The following is a 17457-nucleotide window of genomic DNA, read 5'->3' as shown; positions in this document are numbered from 1 at the left end:
TTTGGCTTTTTAGATTTAACGTTTTACGAGCCGTACTCGGCTCCGAATTCAATAATGTTGCGGTCCGGATCGAGCACGAATATCTGGGCGAAGCCTGCAACGCTGTCGGGTTTGGCTACATACTCGACGTTCATCCGGTCCAGCCATTCCTTGGTTTCCCGGTAGCTCTTCACCCATACCGAGAAATGTCCGTCCGTTGTATCGATGCCCCGCTCCCGCAGCGTATCGCTGACGGGATGCTCCAGCAGATGGAGCTGCTGGCCCCCGACGGCATACCAGACCCCTTTGGAATCAAACGGCGGGCGCGGCAGCTCCCGAAACTTGAGAACGTCCGAGTAAAAAAACTTCGCCTTCTCCAAGTCGCGCACCGCCAAGCTCACATGGTGCAGTCCTTCAAATTGAATCATGAATCCCACCCCCAGGTATGTAACTGTATTGTAAAGGATACCTTATCATTATATAACATGAATTAACCAGCCAAAGGGGGAGTTCACCATGGATATCCATTCGGATGAATACAAAATCGCTGCGCTCAACGGAAATGAAGGCACTTTGAAGGCAATTGAAGACGCCGAAACCAAAATTGCCGAGCTGACCGGCAAAGAGATTACGCTGATTGCCTACGAGAAAGAACAAACACAAGGGGAGAAGCCATAACCCAAGCCCCTTAGAAAAAAGGCTGCCCTCCAAGCGTCTACAGTGACCTTGGAAGAGCAGCTTTTTCATTAGATGAAGCAGGACGCCGTCACGGCCGCCTGATAGGTTACATTAACCTCCAGCGGTCTGTCGGTTAGACCATTCTGATCGAAAAGCATCCGGTCGGCTTCCAACTCCTCGATTTCGTCGACTACGCCTTCCACATAATCCGCAAGGCGGTCCCGCGTAGAGGAGATTCGCGCGAGCAGCCCGCCGTAGCGGAGATCCAGCACCTCCCAGCCAAATGGCTTATACGTGCTCATCCACAGTCCCCTGTGCGATAAACGCAATGCCTCGATGCGCCGCTTCAGGTCGTTTAACGGGGAATCCGCTGCGGAAGCAAACTCAGCAAGACGGTCTTTGTTTCGTGTGTCGTAAAGCCTTTTCAACGTAAGGCCCAGGTTGCTCTTGATAACGAGGACCGAGGCCAATTTTTCATAAAAATCAAACAGGCGGTTAAACGGTGCCGGGTACTGTTCCTTGCATTCCCGCCATCTCTGCTCCAGCTCGGCGTAATGTCCAGGCAGCACGGAATCCGCTTTCCCCTCCACATGCTTGTCCAGCAGCCCCAGCAAAGGATCCTGCCACAACAAATACTTCGAAGGATTGGCCATCCAGTGATTTCCCTCCGACACGCCGGGAACCTCATCCATATATTTCAGCGCGTTCAGCGATCCGAACAAATCGATGCCCGTGCAAGCCGCAAGCCTTCTTGCCAGAAGCTCGTCGCTGATATCGTCTCCGTACCCATGCTCGGCAAACAGCTGGAGGCCCGCCAGGATGACCAGGTGATTGGTTTCGTTTCCGTTATCCCCCCAGGCGGTGGCGATGACTTCGCGGATCCCTTTCCTTTTGGCGGCGCGCAGGGCAGGATGGCTGGTCATCCAGGTCTTGCCGTTGTTCGGGCTGATGCTGTTCCACATATGAATGCCGCCGGCAAAAATCGGCTTGGAGCCCAGCTTCATATGCTTCTCATACAGCCGCTCATACCCCTGTTCATCCCTACGTCCGTAATCCCAATACACGAATTGGACGCCTTGGGGGATGCGGCTCATATTATCGTCGGAAAAATCCGCATCCAGATTGTACAGCGAACCTTGATAATCGTTGGCCAGCAAATTAAAATACATGTCGCTCCAGATCATCGGCCGGAGTCCGAGACGCTCGGTAATGGCAAGCACCCGGCTGACATGGTCATTCATAACCTGAAACCGGTCCTGAGCGCCGTTCAATTTTAAATACTTGCCAAGGCCGACCTGAAACGCCTCGTCCATCCCGATGTGAATCCGCTTGGAACGGAACATCCCGGATGCGGCGGCGATCATCTGTTCGATGAAAGCATACGTCTTCGGCTCGCCTGCAAGCAAAATATCCGCATGATCCTTCAAATCCGCGGCATAGCCCCATTTCAGCGCTTGCTGCAGATGCCCCAAAGTCTGGATGCAGGGGATCATCTCGATGCCGAACAGGTCCGCGTAATCGTCGCATTCCTTCATTTCCGAAGCCGTGTACCGGCCGCGCATATAACCGAAATACGGCTGCTCTTTCATCTCGTACGTATCCTCGGTATACATCATCAGCCCGTTCAGCCCCATCAAAGCCATATAGCGGATAAACTGCTTGATCACCTGAACCTTAAGCACGCCATTGCGCGAAACGTCAAGCATCGTGCCGTTGAAGTCAAACCTGGGCTCCTCGGTCAGCTCGAACCGGTCACGCTCCCTCGCCTGCTCCAGAAACACCCCTAAGGCACGAAAAAAATGAATCTTCTCCTGGTATCGGATCGTCCCCTGCCCATCCTTTAATGATGCCTGGATCGGTCCTGGAGCCTGAATGACCCGAATCTTTAGGCCCTCTCCCTCCGTAATGCGGATATCCAATATGTCCGAGAGCTCGCCAACCCCTTCAAGCAGCTTCTCCGGCAGGTTATCAAAATAAATCTTCATCTCCATACCTCCATTCTGTTTTTGAGATGATGCCTATCACATTGCAAGACAGCAAAGCCCGATCCCTGTCATTTCGGAATCGGGCTTTTGCTAGCCGGGATGGATCACCATGCCCGGCGTATATTTGATCGAAACTTACTCGGCTGAAACTTTAACGCCCAGCGTCAAGATCTCATAAGGTTTCACCGGCAGCGTAAAGCTTCCGTGATTGTCAAAGCTTTGAACCGCTCCCTCTTCCTCCAGAATATTGCTCTTATACACGCCCTGGGACGGCAAGGAAGATGTCAACGCAAGCTCAGCATCTGTGCCTGCCATATTGAACCAGCGCAGCATCAAGTCCCCTGTGTTCGGATTCACTTTCAGGGAAGAGAATGCAAGCTCTTCGCGGCTCCATGCCAGCGGCGCAGACGTGGAAGCCACCTGCCCGGTATGAACGCCGGTCTGGGCAGCCGTCCATGGAATCTGGAACTGGTAAGCCTCGGCATAAGCACCGGAAGCGATGCCGTTGCCTTGATGCGGAATGACCTCCATACGTACCGTATGAACGCCGATGCACTGGGCTTCAGGCGTCGGGAAGTAACCCCAATCGCCGAGCTCGCCTACGGAGCGAAGCAGCGTAACGGCAATCGTATTCCGACCGTCCCGCAGGACTTCGTACTCGTTTAAGCCCTGGTTGGCCACCGTCAGTCCTGCCGCAGCCGCCGTAACGTCCACGAAGGCCTGTTGATGAGCCGTGTAGCTCGGGTTCTCCCATTCGGCAGCCGGTTCATTGTCCCGTTTCGCCACTTCGAACATGGAATCCACGTAATGGGAAGATGCCTCCAAATCGGTCGGGAACAAAGCACGCACCCGATGATCCTTCGCCTGATTATCCAACGTGGCTTCGATCTCCACGCCTTTGCCGCTGCGGTTCAAGCTGACCACGGTACGGATGCGCATCGGCACCATCTCGCTTGCTCTTTGCGCTTTGCGGTTCGGATAATACACAAGCTCATGCTGCTCTTCATCCAGCTTGCTGTCCGCCATAGCCGGAATGGACCAGTTATGAACGATTTCAACGGATGCCCGGTAAGGCGTGTCTTCCAGAACCGTAATTTCGGCGGTCAATCCTTTGGTTGTCAATGGAATTTCGCCGTCCGGCTGTTTGTACATATATTCGTTACCGATGTCTCCGGTATTTTCATAAACGCCAAGATCGCGGTATACTTGTCCGTTCTTTTTATCCGTCAGGAAGAAGGAACCGTCCGCTTGGATTTCGACCTTGATCAGGTCGTTTTCCAACACGTTCGACTGGCTGATCAGGGATCCCGTCTCGGCAGGCTTCACTTCGCTCTTCACCCAAGCATAGGCAGTCAAGCCCATGGCAGGAATTTCGCTTGCCTCGAAAGTCAGTCTCACGCGGCGGCACATGTACGGCTGGCGGAAACGGTCGTCCGGCAGATCGTACCCGAACTGAAGTCCGAGGTCCTCTACGGTGCAAGGCACGGTCTGACCTTCAGCGTTAACCAGCACGCGGCCGGACAAGTCGACTTCCTTCATCCGGCGGCTGGTTTCCTCAAGCGAATAGCCTTCCCGGAAATAGAGGCGTTTCGCGTCCAGCTCGATGCTGACCGTACCGCTGCGTTCCCATCCGGTCGTATTGAATACGACCAGCGGCAGCGGGTCGGTGCCCCATTGCTCGAATCCGGTCGTGTCCACCGCATCCGCGATGACGCGCACGCTGTCGTCCACGATATTTTCCGCCACGTGGGCGCTTTTCTCGAAGCGGGTGACCATCTCGCGGTGAACTTCGTCCACGCTGCAGCCGCAGATGCTGTCATGCGGATGATTCTGCATCAGCGTCTTCCACGCATAGGTGAACAGATGATGCGGATACTCCTTGCCAAGCAGGCTGGCGTAGGATGCCAGCGGCTCGGCCACTTTTTCCAGCAGAGTCTGGCCGCGCTGGTTCATCTGCTTCAGGTATACGCGCGCAGAAGCGGTGTTCACGAGCGTTCCCCATCCATCGGTGCGCTGGCTGCGGAGCTCTCCTTTGACGGAGGAAAGATCCTGCGGCAGCTTCTCGCGGACCGCTTTCAAGTAATCGTCGAAATTGGAGTGGATAAACTCCGTATCCGGATACAGCTTCTTCGCTGTACGAATGCCTTCCGGAAGATCAGTCTGAATCGGCTGATGGTCGCAACCGTTCATGTACAGCAGCTCAGGCGTGGAAGCGTACTTCTCGGCATCCGCCAGCTTGCGGTCCCAGAACGTCTTCGCCTCGGCTTCATCCACGGGAACTTCGTTGCCGTTGCTGTACCAGTTGGCAAACAGGATGCCCAGCACCTTGGAGCCGTCCGGACCTTCCCACATCAGCTCGGAGAACGAAGATTCATAGCCGCTGTCGGAGACGGTATTGTTAAAGCCCGTCGGCTTCACGCCCCGCCCGAAGAAGGCGTTATCGATGCCGGACTGGAGCATCAGCTGCGGGATTTGGCCCGTAAGTCCAAACGTATCCGGGAAATAACCGATTTTGGCAACCGTGCCGTACCGCTTCGCATCCTGGTGCCCGATCTGCATATTTCTCACGTTGGCCTCGCTGCTCGTCAGGTAAGCATCCTGCAGGATGTACCAAGGACCGATGATGATGCGGCCGTCCGTGATCAGCTTCTCCAGCTGTTCTTTTTTCTCAGGTCTTACCTGTAAATAATCTTCGATAATAATCGTCTGGCCATCAAGGAAAAAGCTGCGGTATTCCGAGTCCTTTTCCATCGTCTCAAGCAAGCTGTCCATCAGCTCGATTAACCGCACATGGTGCTTTTCGTACGGCAAATACCACTCGCGGTCCCAGTGAGTATGAGAAATGATATGTGCCTTTCTGGATTGGTCCATCTCTACTTAGTCCCCCTTATGTTAGCCTTTCGATACGGTGATTTCGACTTCATCCGGACGGTACACCGATAACAGGTCGCCGCTCGCATCCACTGCGAACAAGACCGAGCGATCCGCCTCAAGCACGAATGAATAGGTAAGGCCGGTTGAAGGATCCTTCACCTCGACGTTCGCATCCCACGATTGCTCTGAGCCGAAGACGAAGAGCGCTCCTTCTTCAAACGTTACTTTGCGTCCGTATACGCCCGAATGTTCTCCGCCTTGATTCCAAATCAGCCCCGTGTCGGCTGCGGACAGCTCCAATGCGTGCCGGTACAAAGCCGAAATGGCGTCGATCCGGTCGTTCAGTTCTACCGGAAGCGGGCTCCAGAGCAGACGTCCTGCCCCAAGCTTCACGTCCACGATCGAGTCGCCGGCTGCGTCTGCCGGTTTAGCCCCGCTGCCTGCCGGAATTTCTTTGCTCAGCTCGGCAATCTTGCGGTGCCCATATGAAACGGGCCATGCACGGTCCCCTAAGCGCAAGCTTTCTTCCCGGCGCACATTTGCCAGCTTGCGCTCGCCCAGCTCTGCGGTCATGCGATCAACCGGATGCCAGTAAGCATCCAGACCGATCGGACCGGTCAGGAGCAGCGTGGCTCCCGTTTCCTCCACGATCGTTATCAATTCGGCAAACGCCTGGTCATCCACATTGTGGGCGCTCGGCAGAATGATGAATTTTGCCGGATTGCTGCGCAGCGAGCTTAAATCATATTCCCCAACGGCACGGAACGGCACGTTCAGCTCGTAAGCAAGCGCGCGCGTCGCCTTCGTCGTCGCTTCAAACGCAAGCTTCCGGTTGGAGAAATCGTTGGAATAAGGGAAGATGACCGCGGTCTCTTCAAGCTTCCGGCCTGCAAACAAATCCCGGATGCCTTCCATGAAGGCGCCGAAATCATAGGATACGTCCGCTTCCGGTTTCTCCGTGCCATCGGCGCGGACAGCTCCGATATGCGATTCATTGGCATTATCCATGTAGAAGTTCGTGTTCCAGATCCAATGAATGGCTCCTGCGCCACCGGTAGAGAAAGCGTAAGCATACTTGCGCTCCAGCAGGTTCCGAAGCTCGGCTTCGCTCCGCTTCGCCCGGCCGTCCGGTGTTTCCACGTACATAATGCCCGTTTCCTGAATCAGGTTCGGTTTATCCGGGGTTTTGGCAAAGATGCCGTCCCAGATCAAATAGTCGTTGAACCACCAGGAGTGAACCGTCGTATAGTCCACGGCTTCGGCATAAAAGAACGGGGATGGACGCTGTGCGCCAAGCGCCTCGTCTTGTCCGACGGTCACCATATGATCCGGGCACACCGCTTTGATATCTTCATATAATTCCTTGGCCCAGCGGTTATGCATATCCATGGAGAACAATACATAATCGAGCCATTGCCCGCCCTTTTTCCCCTGGTGCATGTCTTGAACGTCAAAATTTATGGCTTGAGGCTCCGGAGGTACCACGGAGTCAAAACCCGGCAGCTGATCGGTTGTCATGTTCCAGCGTTCCTGTAAACGCTCAATCGAGCCGTGACGCTTCTTCAGCCAATCGACATAAGCCTGCCGCTCGAACGGATCCTTCGCCGAACGCGGACCGTCCGAGAAAATTTGCGGCGGATCGAACATGGAAGGCTCGTTGATCAGGTCCCAGTCCACATTCTTCGTGTCTTTGTGCCTTGTCACGATGGAACGTATGAAACGCTTCTGCGCTTCCACGCTTCGCGGATCGAGGTAAGGATTCTGGCCTTCCCATGTCTCCGGCGTGAAGGAGAAGAAGGTAAACGTTACCTGCAGATCATGCTTCTTCGCCGTTAACAGGAAGGCGTCAATCGAACGCATAACCTCCTCGGATGCATGCCCGTCCACCTGCATAATATTGCGATAAGCGGTCCAAATGCCGGTGCGGATCCAGTTGATGCCGGCACCCCGCATTTGCGCCATATCGCGATCCCATACATCCGTATTCGGAAGGAACAGGAATTTACGCGCGACATCGGACGTCATGTACGTCATGCCGACAACCGGCAGCGGACGGCCGTCCTTGATGAAGTAATCCCGGTTGCAGGTTACGGGCGAGCCTGCTTGCAGCAGCTGCGGATCGGCTCCCCAGAAGCCTTGTCTCAGCCTGCGGATTTCTCCGTCCGGCGCTTCGGCTTCGCACACCACGCGATAAGCTCCCGGCTTGATATCGAGCGCAACCGGGATGCGCTGTACATGAAATTGCCCGGTCACGTCGACGGTAACGGTGTGATTCCATTCGGAAGATTCATCCCCGTCTCGCTTGACAGAGATGCGGAACGTCCAGCTCTGCGGCTCATGAACCGGCAGGTTCCGGCCAAGCCTTTGGGCCTGCAGGGTCAGAATCGCGCGCTCGCCGGACTCGTAGGTCGCATAATTCGGCTTGATCCACAGCTCGGTAATCCCCTTCGCGCAGAATGCCGCCCAGCGGTGTACCTCTGCTCCTCCATCCTGTTCCCAGAAGGAAGCGGTGAGTGGCTGATTCACAAACAGCCAGCGTCCGCCCAAGAAAGGTCCGCCGACATTTTCCCATAAAACAACCGGAGCGGCGACCTCTCTCCCGTTCGCCGTGCTTCCCTTAAGGAGCGGGTAAATCCGGGTATCCATCGGCCCGGCCGATCCCATTTGATGAGGCAGATCACTGCTCTTGGTGACATGCGGAACCAAATTCCACGTATCGCTGACGGTTAACCGTTCCCGGCTGCCCTCCATCAGCGGTATAACGTCGCTTGCAATCAAATGATCGACACGCCCGCTGTCCACAGGCAGCACCTCATGAATATGAAGCTGCTGGTGATACGCCGTCTGTTCGTGCTCCACCACCCAAGCGCCGTCCTCTTTGCGGACAGGACGCTTGAAGGGTGCGCCGCCAACGCTGACCAAGCCGCCGCCGTTTCTCAGAAAGTCCAGAATCGCTCTCCAGGCGGATTTCGGAAAATAAGGCGCATGCAAATTGACAAAGCTTGCACCTTGTCCGCCTGAAGATGCCAGCGCTTCAGCGAGGTCCTCGGCGCCGCACACCGCATCGAATGCATTCAGAGCCGCGGCGCTAGCCGGCAAACCGGCAGCTTCTGCTGCCGGAAAGGACGGATCATAGAATACAATCAAGCGCCCGCTCATAGAATCCCTGCTTTCATCGCCTGATACACCAATTGCGAGAACAGGCTGTTGGACCAGGCAAACCACGATCTGGTGAAGACTTTCGGATCGTCGGCATGGAACCCTTCATGCATGAAGCCGGTATCGGCATCGGTCGCTTCCAGCAGCGCAATCATCTCCAGCTTCTCTTCTGCCGTCTGCGCCGTAATCCCCTGCATCGACAAGGCCATATGCCAGATATAATCCGGCGGCGTGTGCGGACTGCCGATGCCTTTGGCAACGGTCCCCTCGTAGTAGAAAGGATTTTCTTTGCTGAGCGCGAACCGTCTGGTGTTCTGGTAGATAGGATCGTCTGCTGAGCAATATCCCAGATAAGGAATGGACATCAATCCTGGAGTGCCCGCATCATCCATCAGGCAGTAATTTCCGTAACCGTCCGTTTCATAGGCGTAGATCGGACCGAACTCCGGATGACGATAGATGCCGTACAACTGAATTCCGTGATCCACGTCGGCTTCAAGTCGTTTCAGTTCATCCAGCAGTTTCATGTCACGGAACACCCATTCCGCGAATTCCTGCATTTGACGAAGGGCCACAACGGCAAACATGTTCCCCGGAATGTTGTAGTGGAAATCACAGGCATCGTCGCTTGAACGGAAGCCCGACCAGATCATGCCCGTATAATTCACAGGCATGCCGAGACCGTTGTTGCGCAAGGAGTCGGTTGGAATTCCGTTATCCCGCGTGAAACGGTAAGGCGATTTCTCGAAATGGTGCTGTTCGGTTTTAAACAGCTCGATGATTTTGATCATAGCCGACTTAAAGTTGGCGTCGAACACATCCGTCAGGCCGGTTTCCTTCCAGTACAGGTAGGCCAGGCGAACGGAGAAGCACAGCGAATCGATTTCGAATTTGCGCTCCCATACCCATGGCGACATGTCCGTTTCGTCGGTCGTGTTCCAGTGCCAGTCGTTGGCCGATTCATTGAAGGCATTGGCATAAGGATCGATATGAATATATTGAAAATGGCGTTTGATCAATCCGCTTAAAATCCGCTGAAGCTGCGGATCGTTCTTGGCAAACGGAATGTAATGGATCACTTGCTCTACCGAATCGCGCAGCCACATGGCCGGAATATCGCCGGTGATCACAAACGTCGTGCCATCCTCCATCAATTTGGTGGTCGTTTCCAGCGTGTTCGGGAACGTGTTCTTGAACAGCTGAAGCAGCTTGGGACGGTGCGCCAGCTTTTCTTCGGCCTCTTGCAAAACCGCCTGAATGGATTGCGGCAGCTCTAGCTCCGGCATTGGTATTTTGGGGAGTCTGAATTGTTCCATGATTTGTTCTGGCTCCTTTGACTAAGTATGTTGTGTGGTCAATTTGATGGTTTTGATCTCGTACGGCAGGAATTGAAGGGTTAACCTTCCTTCCGCGATATCCAGTTGTTCGAGTTCTTCTTCCAAGGCGTTGGATAGATGGACCCTTTCGCAAGGATAAGGCCAGCTCACAGTTGCCGCATCCCGGCCGCCCGCGGACTCATACATCCGAAGGACGTACCCCGTGCCGTCTTCTGCCGGCTTAACGGTATCCAGGATAACGTGATCGCTCTCGAACGGAATAAACGAATGCACGGCAGGCTGCGAACCCTTCTTCGAACCTGTTCTCACCCATGGCAGATCATGATTAAGCTCGGCTGCTTTGCGGACGATTCCGGCGCTTCTCCAGTCTCCGTTATGCGGATAGAGGGAATACGTGAACTCATGCTCTCCCAAATCCGCCGTGACATCCGGCCATTTCGGCGCGCGCAGCAGCGACAGCCGGATCGTGCTGTCCTGAACGTCATATCCGTATTTGCAGTCGTTGATCAGGCTGACGCCGTATCCATGCTCCGACACATCCGCGAAGCGGTGTCCGCAGACTTCATACTGCGCCTGCTCCCAGCTCGTATTGCGATGGGTCGGTCTCTCAATGGTTCCGAACGGAATCTCGTAGGTGGCCTTCTCGGCAACGACGCCGATCGGGAAACCGACTTTCAACAATTTATGCGATTCGTTCCAGCTGACAAACGTCTTGAAGTCGATCCGTCGGTCATGATGATAAAAAATCATATCCTGCGTGATCTCCGACTGATGAATGCGCCAGCGGAAACGCAGCACATCCTGGACTTCGCCCGCAGACACCAGCTTCTTCTCGATCAGCTCGGCATCGCCGGCGGGTTGCTCCTCGTAGCGGGTATCGATATCCCACGCATCCCACAGCGTCGGACGGTCATGGAAGAAGTGGAAACGATTCGCGGCTTCGCCCGGCTTGATTACTTCCCGATGTGCTTCTTTATCCCACAGGCTCGTGATTTCGCCGCGCTCGTTAAAGCTGACCTTATAGAAATCCGTTTCCCAAGAATCTGCGAACACTGTAGTAGACTTCTCCGCTGCCTTTCCGTTTCCTACCGAAGGCTTCAACCAGATGGTCGTGTATCCCAAAGCCGGGATGCCTTGAACATGAACGTTCAAGCGCTGCGAGGTTTCGCCGTTCTCTCCGGATAAGGCATCGAATGGCAGCGGCGCGCCATCCGAATCGTACGGTGTAAGACCATGCTCTGCTTCTAGCGGGATGACGGCGTCCCTTCTCCATCCAAGTCCGTTGAAGATAACATACGGAACGCCTTCCCCTTCTGTATCGGCCTGGTCCGCCAATACCTGAAGCCCGAGATCCAGGCTACGATTTCCTTTTTGGAATACCTCTGCGTATTCCTTCTCGGAGGTCACGTAAGATTCCGTTATCGCAGAACCCGGAATAATATCGTGGAATTGATTCAGCAAAATCAGCTTCCAGCCGTCATGCAGCTCGCTGACGATGCCCTGCTTCTTCTCGTTGTCCATCGACGGGAAAGCCACCGAGTTCCATAGCTCCGCCTCGCGGAACAGGATTTCCGCTTTCCGGTTATGGCGCTTGTTTCGTGCATGCGTCGTATAGGTGCCGCGATGAAGCTCCAGGTATAAATCCCCGCGCCATTTCGGCAGTTTCGGCTGAGCCGCGTCGATCCCGTCAAAAAACTCGGCAGCCGTGCTGTACTTGCTGGCAGGCTGACCGACCATCAGCTCGGCCCGGTTGATGTATTCCAGCATCTCGCGAGTTACGCCTCCGCCGCCGTCGCCGTGTCCATACAGCAGCATCTGCTCCGGATGAACGGCCTTTTGACGGTACGACTGCCAATGCTCGTGAACGTCCTTCGGCAGCGTGTTCTCGTTCACGCCATGGTTCAGATAGGAGAGCATCGGCGTTCCATCGATCCCGACCCAATGGAATAGATCGTATGGGAACACATTCGTATCGTTCCAGCCAAGCTTGGTTGTCATGAAATAACGAATGCCGCCATGCTTCAAGATTTGAGGCAGGGATGCACAGTATCCGAACGTATCCGGCAGCCATTCGATTTGCGATGTCAGGCCGAACTCTTCTTGATAGAAGCGCTGCCCGTACAGCATTTGACGCATGAGGGATTCCCCGCTCGGAATGTTCAGGTCCGGTTCGACCCACATCCCGCCGACCAGCTCCCAGCGCCCTTCCTTGATTCTGGCTTTCACTCTCTCGTACAGCTCGGGATCGTGATCCTTCAGGAATTGGTACAGCAGCGGCTGACTCTGCGCGTACTTGAATTCGGGATATTCGTTCATCAGCGCATCCATCGTGGAGAAGGTGCGGCTTGTTTTTCGTACGGTTTCCCGAACGGGCCACAGCCAGGCGATGTCGATATGGGACTGGCCCACCATATGCTCGGTGCCTTCGGCATGGCCGCCTATGGCTGCGACCGACTGTTTCAGATCATGCTCAATCGCGGTTACCTCGGCACCATCCCGAATGGCAGCGTCATTCAAGCCTACGAAGCGATCCATGGCCTGATACAGCGCCTCCATCATGCGGATGCGCCGCATATCCGTATCCGGCAGCAGGATAAGCGAATCCCGGATCACGGTAGCGGTGTACATCAGGCTCTGGACAGGCACGTTTACGAGGACAAGCAAACTTTGTACGCGGGTAATCGGTGGCTGAATGACAGCCTGCTGATTCAGCGGGTCGACCGGCTCCGGAATCGGATCGAACAATTCGATCTCCAACTCCATGTTCATTCCGATCCGCTTCGGATCCAGCGTAACGAAAGTATGATTCCGGTCCAATCCCTGATAAGACGCGCCATTAATGCGCAGCAGCCCCTCGCCCCCGGATTGAAACACGAGCCCGATCGCTCCATCTGCCCATTGCGGGGGTAACTCAAGATTCCTCCGAAAGAAATAGGTTGTCCCCTGCGTGCTCGGAAACCTGTTGAAGTTCTGCCCCTCCGGATAAGGGGCCGTCTCTTCGTACACGCCCGGAACCATGTAAGCGGACCGGGTAATGTCCCAATCTCGAAGCTCCGTCGATTCGAGCCACTGCCGCTCCGACAGTTCGCGTATAAAGCGTCGAATACGTTCCATTGATTAATCCTCCTGTACGGTCAGATCTGCACTAAGCGTATCGTTCACATGCCTGCCTAGCATAACACGGAACAGCCCGGGTTCAACCACCTGCCGGTAATCTTGACCGATATATTGAAGCTGTTCCGGACCGATAGTGAATTCCACCTTGCGCCGCTCTCCGGGCTGCAGGGAAATTTTCTGGAAGCCCTTCAGTTCACGGGCGGGTCTCGTATATTTGCTGGCGGCATCGCTTACGTATAATTGTACAACCTCGGACCCTTCACAGTCACCGCTATTTGTAACGTTCACGGAAACAACCGCCGTACCGTCCGTTCCGATCACTTCCGGAGTCATTTGAATATCCGAATAACTGAATTCGGTATAGCTAAGCCCGTATCCGAACGGATAACGCGGCTGGGAATCCTCTTCAAGGTAACGCTTACCGCGCGACCGCTTGCCGTTATAGTAAACCGGCAGCTGCCCGACATGCTTCGGTATCGACATGGTCAGCTTGCCGGACGGATTCACGTCCCCGAACAAAATGTCCGCTACCGCATGTCCGCCTTCCTGTCCAGGATACCATGCTTCCAGAATCGCATCGGCATGCTCGTCGATCCACGGCTCCGCGATCGGACGGCCGTTGATGTACACCACGATCATCCGCTTGCCAAGCTTATGGATCTCCTGCGCCAATTCCAATTGAACGCCGGATAGCTGCAGCGTCATCCGGTCAATGCCTTCGCCGCAATCCATGTCGCTTAAAGCATCGTCCGTGACCTTCGAGGCCCCTGTGCGCAAATCAATCGTGCCTTCGCCAAAATCGCGGGCGCTGGAACCGCCAAGCACCATAACCACGGTATCGGCCTGTTTCGCACAAGTCAATGCGAATTCAAAGCCCTCCCTGGAGTCGTCCTTAATGCGGCATCCCGGAGCGTACAATACGCGCTGCGCATCTTCTCCCAGTTTCGCGCGGATTCCGCCAAGCACGGTGGTCACGGCTGCCGGCGGCTGAGGAGAGGTGTAGTCTCCAAGCTGATTGTATCCCTGATCGGCATTAGGTCCAATGACGGCAATCACGCCGCCTTCCTTGGATAACGGCAGAGCCTTTGCTTCGTTCTTAAGGAGAACGATGCCTTCGGCCGCAAGCTGCCTGGCAAGTCCGACATGCTGCTCGCTGCCGATCACGTTCTCGGCTGTCTGGGGATCCACGTAAGGATTCTCGAACAATCCGAGCTTGAATTTCAACGTCAATACACGGCGTACGGCCTCGTCCAATACGGAGACCTCCAGCTTGTTCGACTCGACAGCCTTCTGCAGATGCTTGCCGAACATCTCGCCAGACATCTCCATATCGATGCCGGCGCGGATGGCCTGCACAGCGGCATCCATTCCGTCTTCGGCGGTATCATGGCCGCTGGCCAGCATATCGATGGCGCCGCAGTCGGTGATTACCATGCCGTCAAAACCCCACTCCTTGCGGAGAATGCCGTCAAGCAGCTCCGTATTGACGGTGCATGGCACGCCGTCAATCTCGTTATAGGCGGGCATAATGGAGGCCGCTCCCGCTTCCACGGCCTTCTTGAACGGCAGCATGTCCACTTCCATCAGCTCACGCGTGCCCATGTGCACGGGTCCGGCATTTCTCCCGCCTTCCGAGCTGCCATAGCCAACGAAATGCTTCAAGGTCGCCGCAACGCTGCTCGGGCTGTCCAGAGACTCGCCCTGAAGGCCTTCCACCGATGCGACCGCATATTCGCTGATCAGGTACGGGTCTTCACCGAAGCATTCCTCGGTACGCCCCCATCTTGGATCGCGCACGACGTCGAGCACCGGCGAATAGGTGACCGCGCCGCCCTGGCTGCGTGTTTCCAGCGCGACGGCTCGGCACATGTCGCGGTATAAATCCACGTTCCACGTGCTCCCGATGGACAACGGCACCGGAAAGACCGTGCCGCCGATGGCCATGTGACCATGCGAGCATTCTTCCCCGATCAGGATCGGAATGCCAAGTCGAGACTGCTCAACGGCGTACCGCTGGATGTGATTGACGGCTTCCGCTCCTTCACGCGGAGAAAGACCGGTCTCAAGTGTTACACCGGTCCATGGATCGGCGCGAAGGGTCCCGTAAAGGGATCCGACGCCGCCATTTTTAACTTGCTCTTTAAATGAATCCGTTAATGTAATCTGACCTTCATTCACCTCATAGGTCTTCCAGCCGAACGGCTGGATCAACTGCCCCACCTTTTCCTCCAGGTTCATCAGGCCAAGCAGATGTTCCACTCTTTCCGCAATGGGTTTACGGGGATCTTTATAAGTCATCTTATACCCTCCGGTACTTGAAGAATTTATTCTTTAACCGCGCCGATGGTCAGACCTTGAATGAAGTAGCGCTGGAAGAACGGATATGCCAGAATAATCGGTCCGGTTGCCAGAACGACCATCGCCATCCGCGAAGTATCCTGCGGCATGCTCTGAAGAGCGGCCATGCTAAGGGATGAGTTCTGCGAGTTCTGCAGGATGAACTGCATGCTGGTTTCGATCCGCATGAGCATGGATTGCAGCGGAACCAGGTTCGGATCGTCGATGTAGAGCAATGCGTTGAACCAATCGTTCCAATACCCAAGTGTGCTGAATAAACCGATGGTAGCCAGACCCGGCAGGGATAGCGGCAATACCAGCTTGTAGAAAATCTTAAACTCGCTCGCACCGTCGATTTTACCGGATTCGATGATGGCGTCCGGCACGCTGGTGCTGTAGAACGTACGCAGAATCATGATATAGAAGGCATTGAGCGCCAAAGGCAGAATCAAAGCCCAGATGGAATCTTTCAGGCCTAGCAATTGCGTTGCTACGATATAAGTCGGCACCAGGCCCCCGTTGAACAGCATCGTGAAAAATGCGAAGAACGAGAAGAAGTTCCGGTATCTGAACCCTTTGCGGGAGATGGCATAAGCATAAAGCGAAATGATAAACAGACTGAGCAGCGTACCTACGACCGTGACGAAGATCGTTACGCCGTAAGAACGAAGAAGCGTGTCGCCTGTCTGGAATACGTACTTGTAAGCTTCAAGACTCCATTTCTCCGGCCAGATTTGGTATCCGTTTCGGGCCAGTGAGCCTTCGTCTGTAAATGAGATGATCATAACGAACAGGAACGGAAATACACACAGGAACGAGAAAATACCGGCAATCAGGTTGAATACGACATTCCACCCGGATGAAAGCTGATGGAAATCTTTCATCTTGCTTTTCGATTTGAACACATCACATACCCCCTTCTTGATGATTGATCGATTAGAACAATGCGTTATCCTTGTCGTATTTACGAACGATATAGTTGGATACCATAACCAGGATAAATCCGACAACCGACTGGTACAGACCCGCAGCAGTACTCATGCCGATCTCGCCCGTTGTTTTCAGACCGCGATATACATAGGTATCAATGACGTTCGTTACGGAATACAAGGTTCCCGAATCCCTTGGCACTTGATAGAAGAGACCAAAGTCAGCGTAGAAGATTTTACCGATCGCAAGAAGAGTCAAAATGGTCATCAGCGGTTTCAGCATCGGAAGCGTGATGGCTTTAATCTGCTGCCATTTGTTCGCTCCGTCAATCATCGCCGCCTCGTACAAGGATTTGTCGATCCCCATGATCGCCGCCAGGTAGACGACGCTGTTATAACCTACGGATTTCCACAAACTGATCAACGTCAGGAATATCGGCCAATACTTGGCTTCGGAATACCACTGAACCGGCTCCATGCCGAACCAGCCCAGAATCTGATTCAGCATCCCTTTGTCCATGCTCAGGAAACTGAATGCGAAGTAACCTACGATAACCCAGGACAGGAAGTACGGCAGAAACATGCCGGTTTGATAGACTTTCGCCAATTTCTTGTTCACGATTTCAGACAATACGATAGCCAGCGCTACGGATAGAATGAGACCTAATATGATGAACACGAAATTATAAAGAACGGTGTTGCGCGTAATGATGTAAGCATCGTTGGTACTGAACAGGAATTTAAAGTTCTGGAATCCTACCCATTCACTATTAACGATACTTGCCCAGAACCCGTCTCGGCTAAAGCGGTATTCCTTAAATGCAATAATGGTCCCGAACATGGGCAAATATGAGAATAAGAGAAACCACAGGGTCCCCGGCAAAACCATGAACAGCATGGCCTTATTCGTCATAATATTTTTGAAAAACTGTCCGATTGCTCTCACGCTTACCCCTCCTCGTGATGTGCATGAAATGAACAAAAGAAGGGCGGTGAACATCCGCCGCCCCGTCCTTGTTCATGCTGCAGCGGCATCTGCTGCCCCTTAAGGCAGGCAGGCCG

10 protein-coding genes are annotated in these 17457 nt (G+C 54.4%); 1 reads left to right on the top strand and 9 read right to left on the bottom strand.

Annotated features, from left to right (window positions below; genetic code table 11):
- Positions 1–23 precede the first annotated feature (23 nt).
- Entirely contained in the window at positions 24–407 is a 384-nt protein-coding gene (locus tag P0X86_RS10065) for a VOC family protein (RefSeq protein WP_277748406.1), read from the bottom strand.
- An 88-nt stretch (positions 408–495) separates the two neighbouring features.
- Here P0X86_RS10065 and P0X86_RS10060 point away from each other — a divergent pair, with 88 nt between their 5' ends.
- Positions 496–657 (top strand): hypothetical protein, encoded by a 162-nt coding sequence (locus P0X86_RS10060; protein ID WP_015734281.1) that lies wholly within the window; start codon positions 496–498, stop codon positions 655–657.
- Between the two features lie 68 nt (positions 658–725).
- On the opposite strand, the gene P0X86_RS10055 is transcribed toward P0X86_RS10060, so the two are convergent.
- The 8 genes from P0X86_RS10055 to P0X86_RS10020 form a co-directional block, all read right to left on the bottom strand.
- Positions 726–2642, bottom strand: coding sequence for a beta-N-acetylhexosaminidase (locus P0X86_RS10055; RefSeq protein ID WP_277748405.1), 1917 nt, complete (start codon positions 2640–2642; stop codon positions 726–728).
- Positions 2643–2777: 135 nt separating this feature from the next.
- Positions 2778–5513 (bottom strand): alpha-mannosidase, encoded by a 2736-nt coding sequence (locus P0X86_RS10050; RefSeq protein WP_277748404.1) that lies wholly within the window; start codon positions 5511–5513, stop codon positions 2778–2780.
- A gap of 21 nt (positions 5514–5534) precedes the next feature.
- On the bottom strand, positions 5535–8675 hold the full coding sequence (locus P0X86_RS10045) for an alpha-amylase family protein (RefSeq protein WP_277748403.1): 3141 nt from the start codon (positions 8673–8675) through the stop codon (positions 5535–5537).
- Entirely contained in the window at positions 8672–9991 is a 1320-nt protein-coding gene (locus tag P0X86_RS10040; RefSeq protein WP_015734277.1) for a glycoside hydrolase family 125 protein, read from the bottom strand. Before P0X86_RS10040 ends, P0X86_RS10045 begins: the two co-directional genes overlap by 4 nt.
- Before the next feature lie 21 nt (positions 9992–10012).
- The gene (locus P0X86_RS10035) at positions 10013–13126 is read right to left on the bottom strand and encodes an alpha-mannosidase (protein ID WP_277748402.1); all 3114 of its coding nucleotides are present in this window, start codon (positions 13124–13126) and stop codon (positions 10013–10015) included.
- 3 nt (positions 13127–13129) lie between these two features.
- Positions 13130–15427, bottom strand: coding sequence for a glycoside hydrolase family 3 N-terminal domain-containing protein (locus P0X86_RS10030; RefSeq protein ID WP_277748401.1), 2298 nt, complete (start codon positions 15425–15427; stop codon positions 13130–13132).
- Between the two features lie 26 nt (positions 15428–15453).
- The gene (locus tag P0X86_RS10025) at positions 15454–16350 is read right to left on the bottom strand and encodes a carbohydrate ABC transporter permease (protein WP_036666173.1); all 897 of its coding nucleotides are present in this window, start codon (positions 16348–16350) and stop codon (positions 15454–15456) included.
- Between the two features lie 52 nt (positions 16351–16402).
- Positions 16403–17332: an ABC transporter permease gene (locus tag P0X86_RS10020; RefSeq protein ID WP_175320733.1), complete on the bottom strand. Its 930-nt coding sequence runs from the start codon at positions 17330–17332 to the stop codon at positions 16403–16405.
- Positions 17333–17457: the final 125 nt, after the last annotated feature.

Source organism: Paenibacillus sp. BR1-192, assembly GCF_029542445.1.
Classification (GTDB): Bacteria; Bacillota; Bacilli; order Paenibacillales; family Paenibacillaceae; genus Paenibacillus_AQ; species Paenibacillus_AQ lautus_A.
This window is presented reverse-complemented; position numbering and strand designations above follow the sequence as displayed.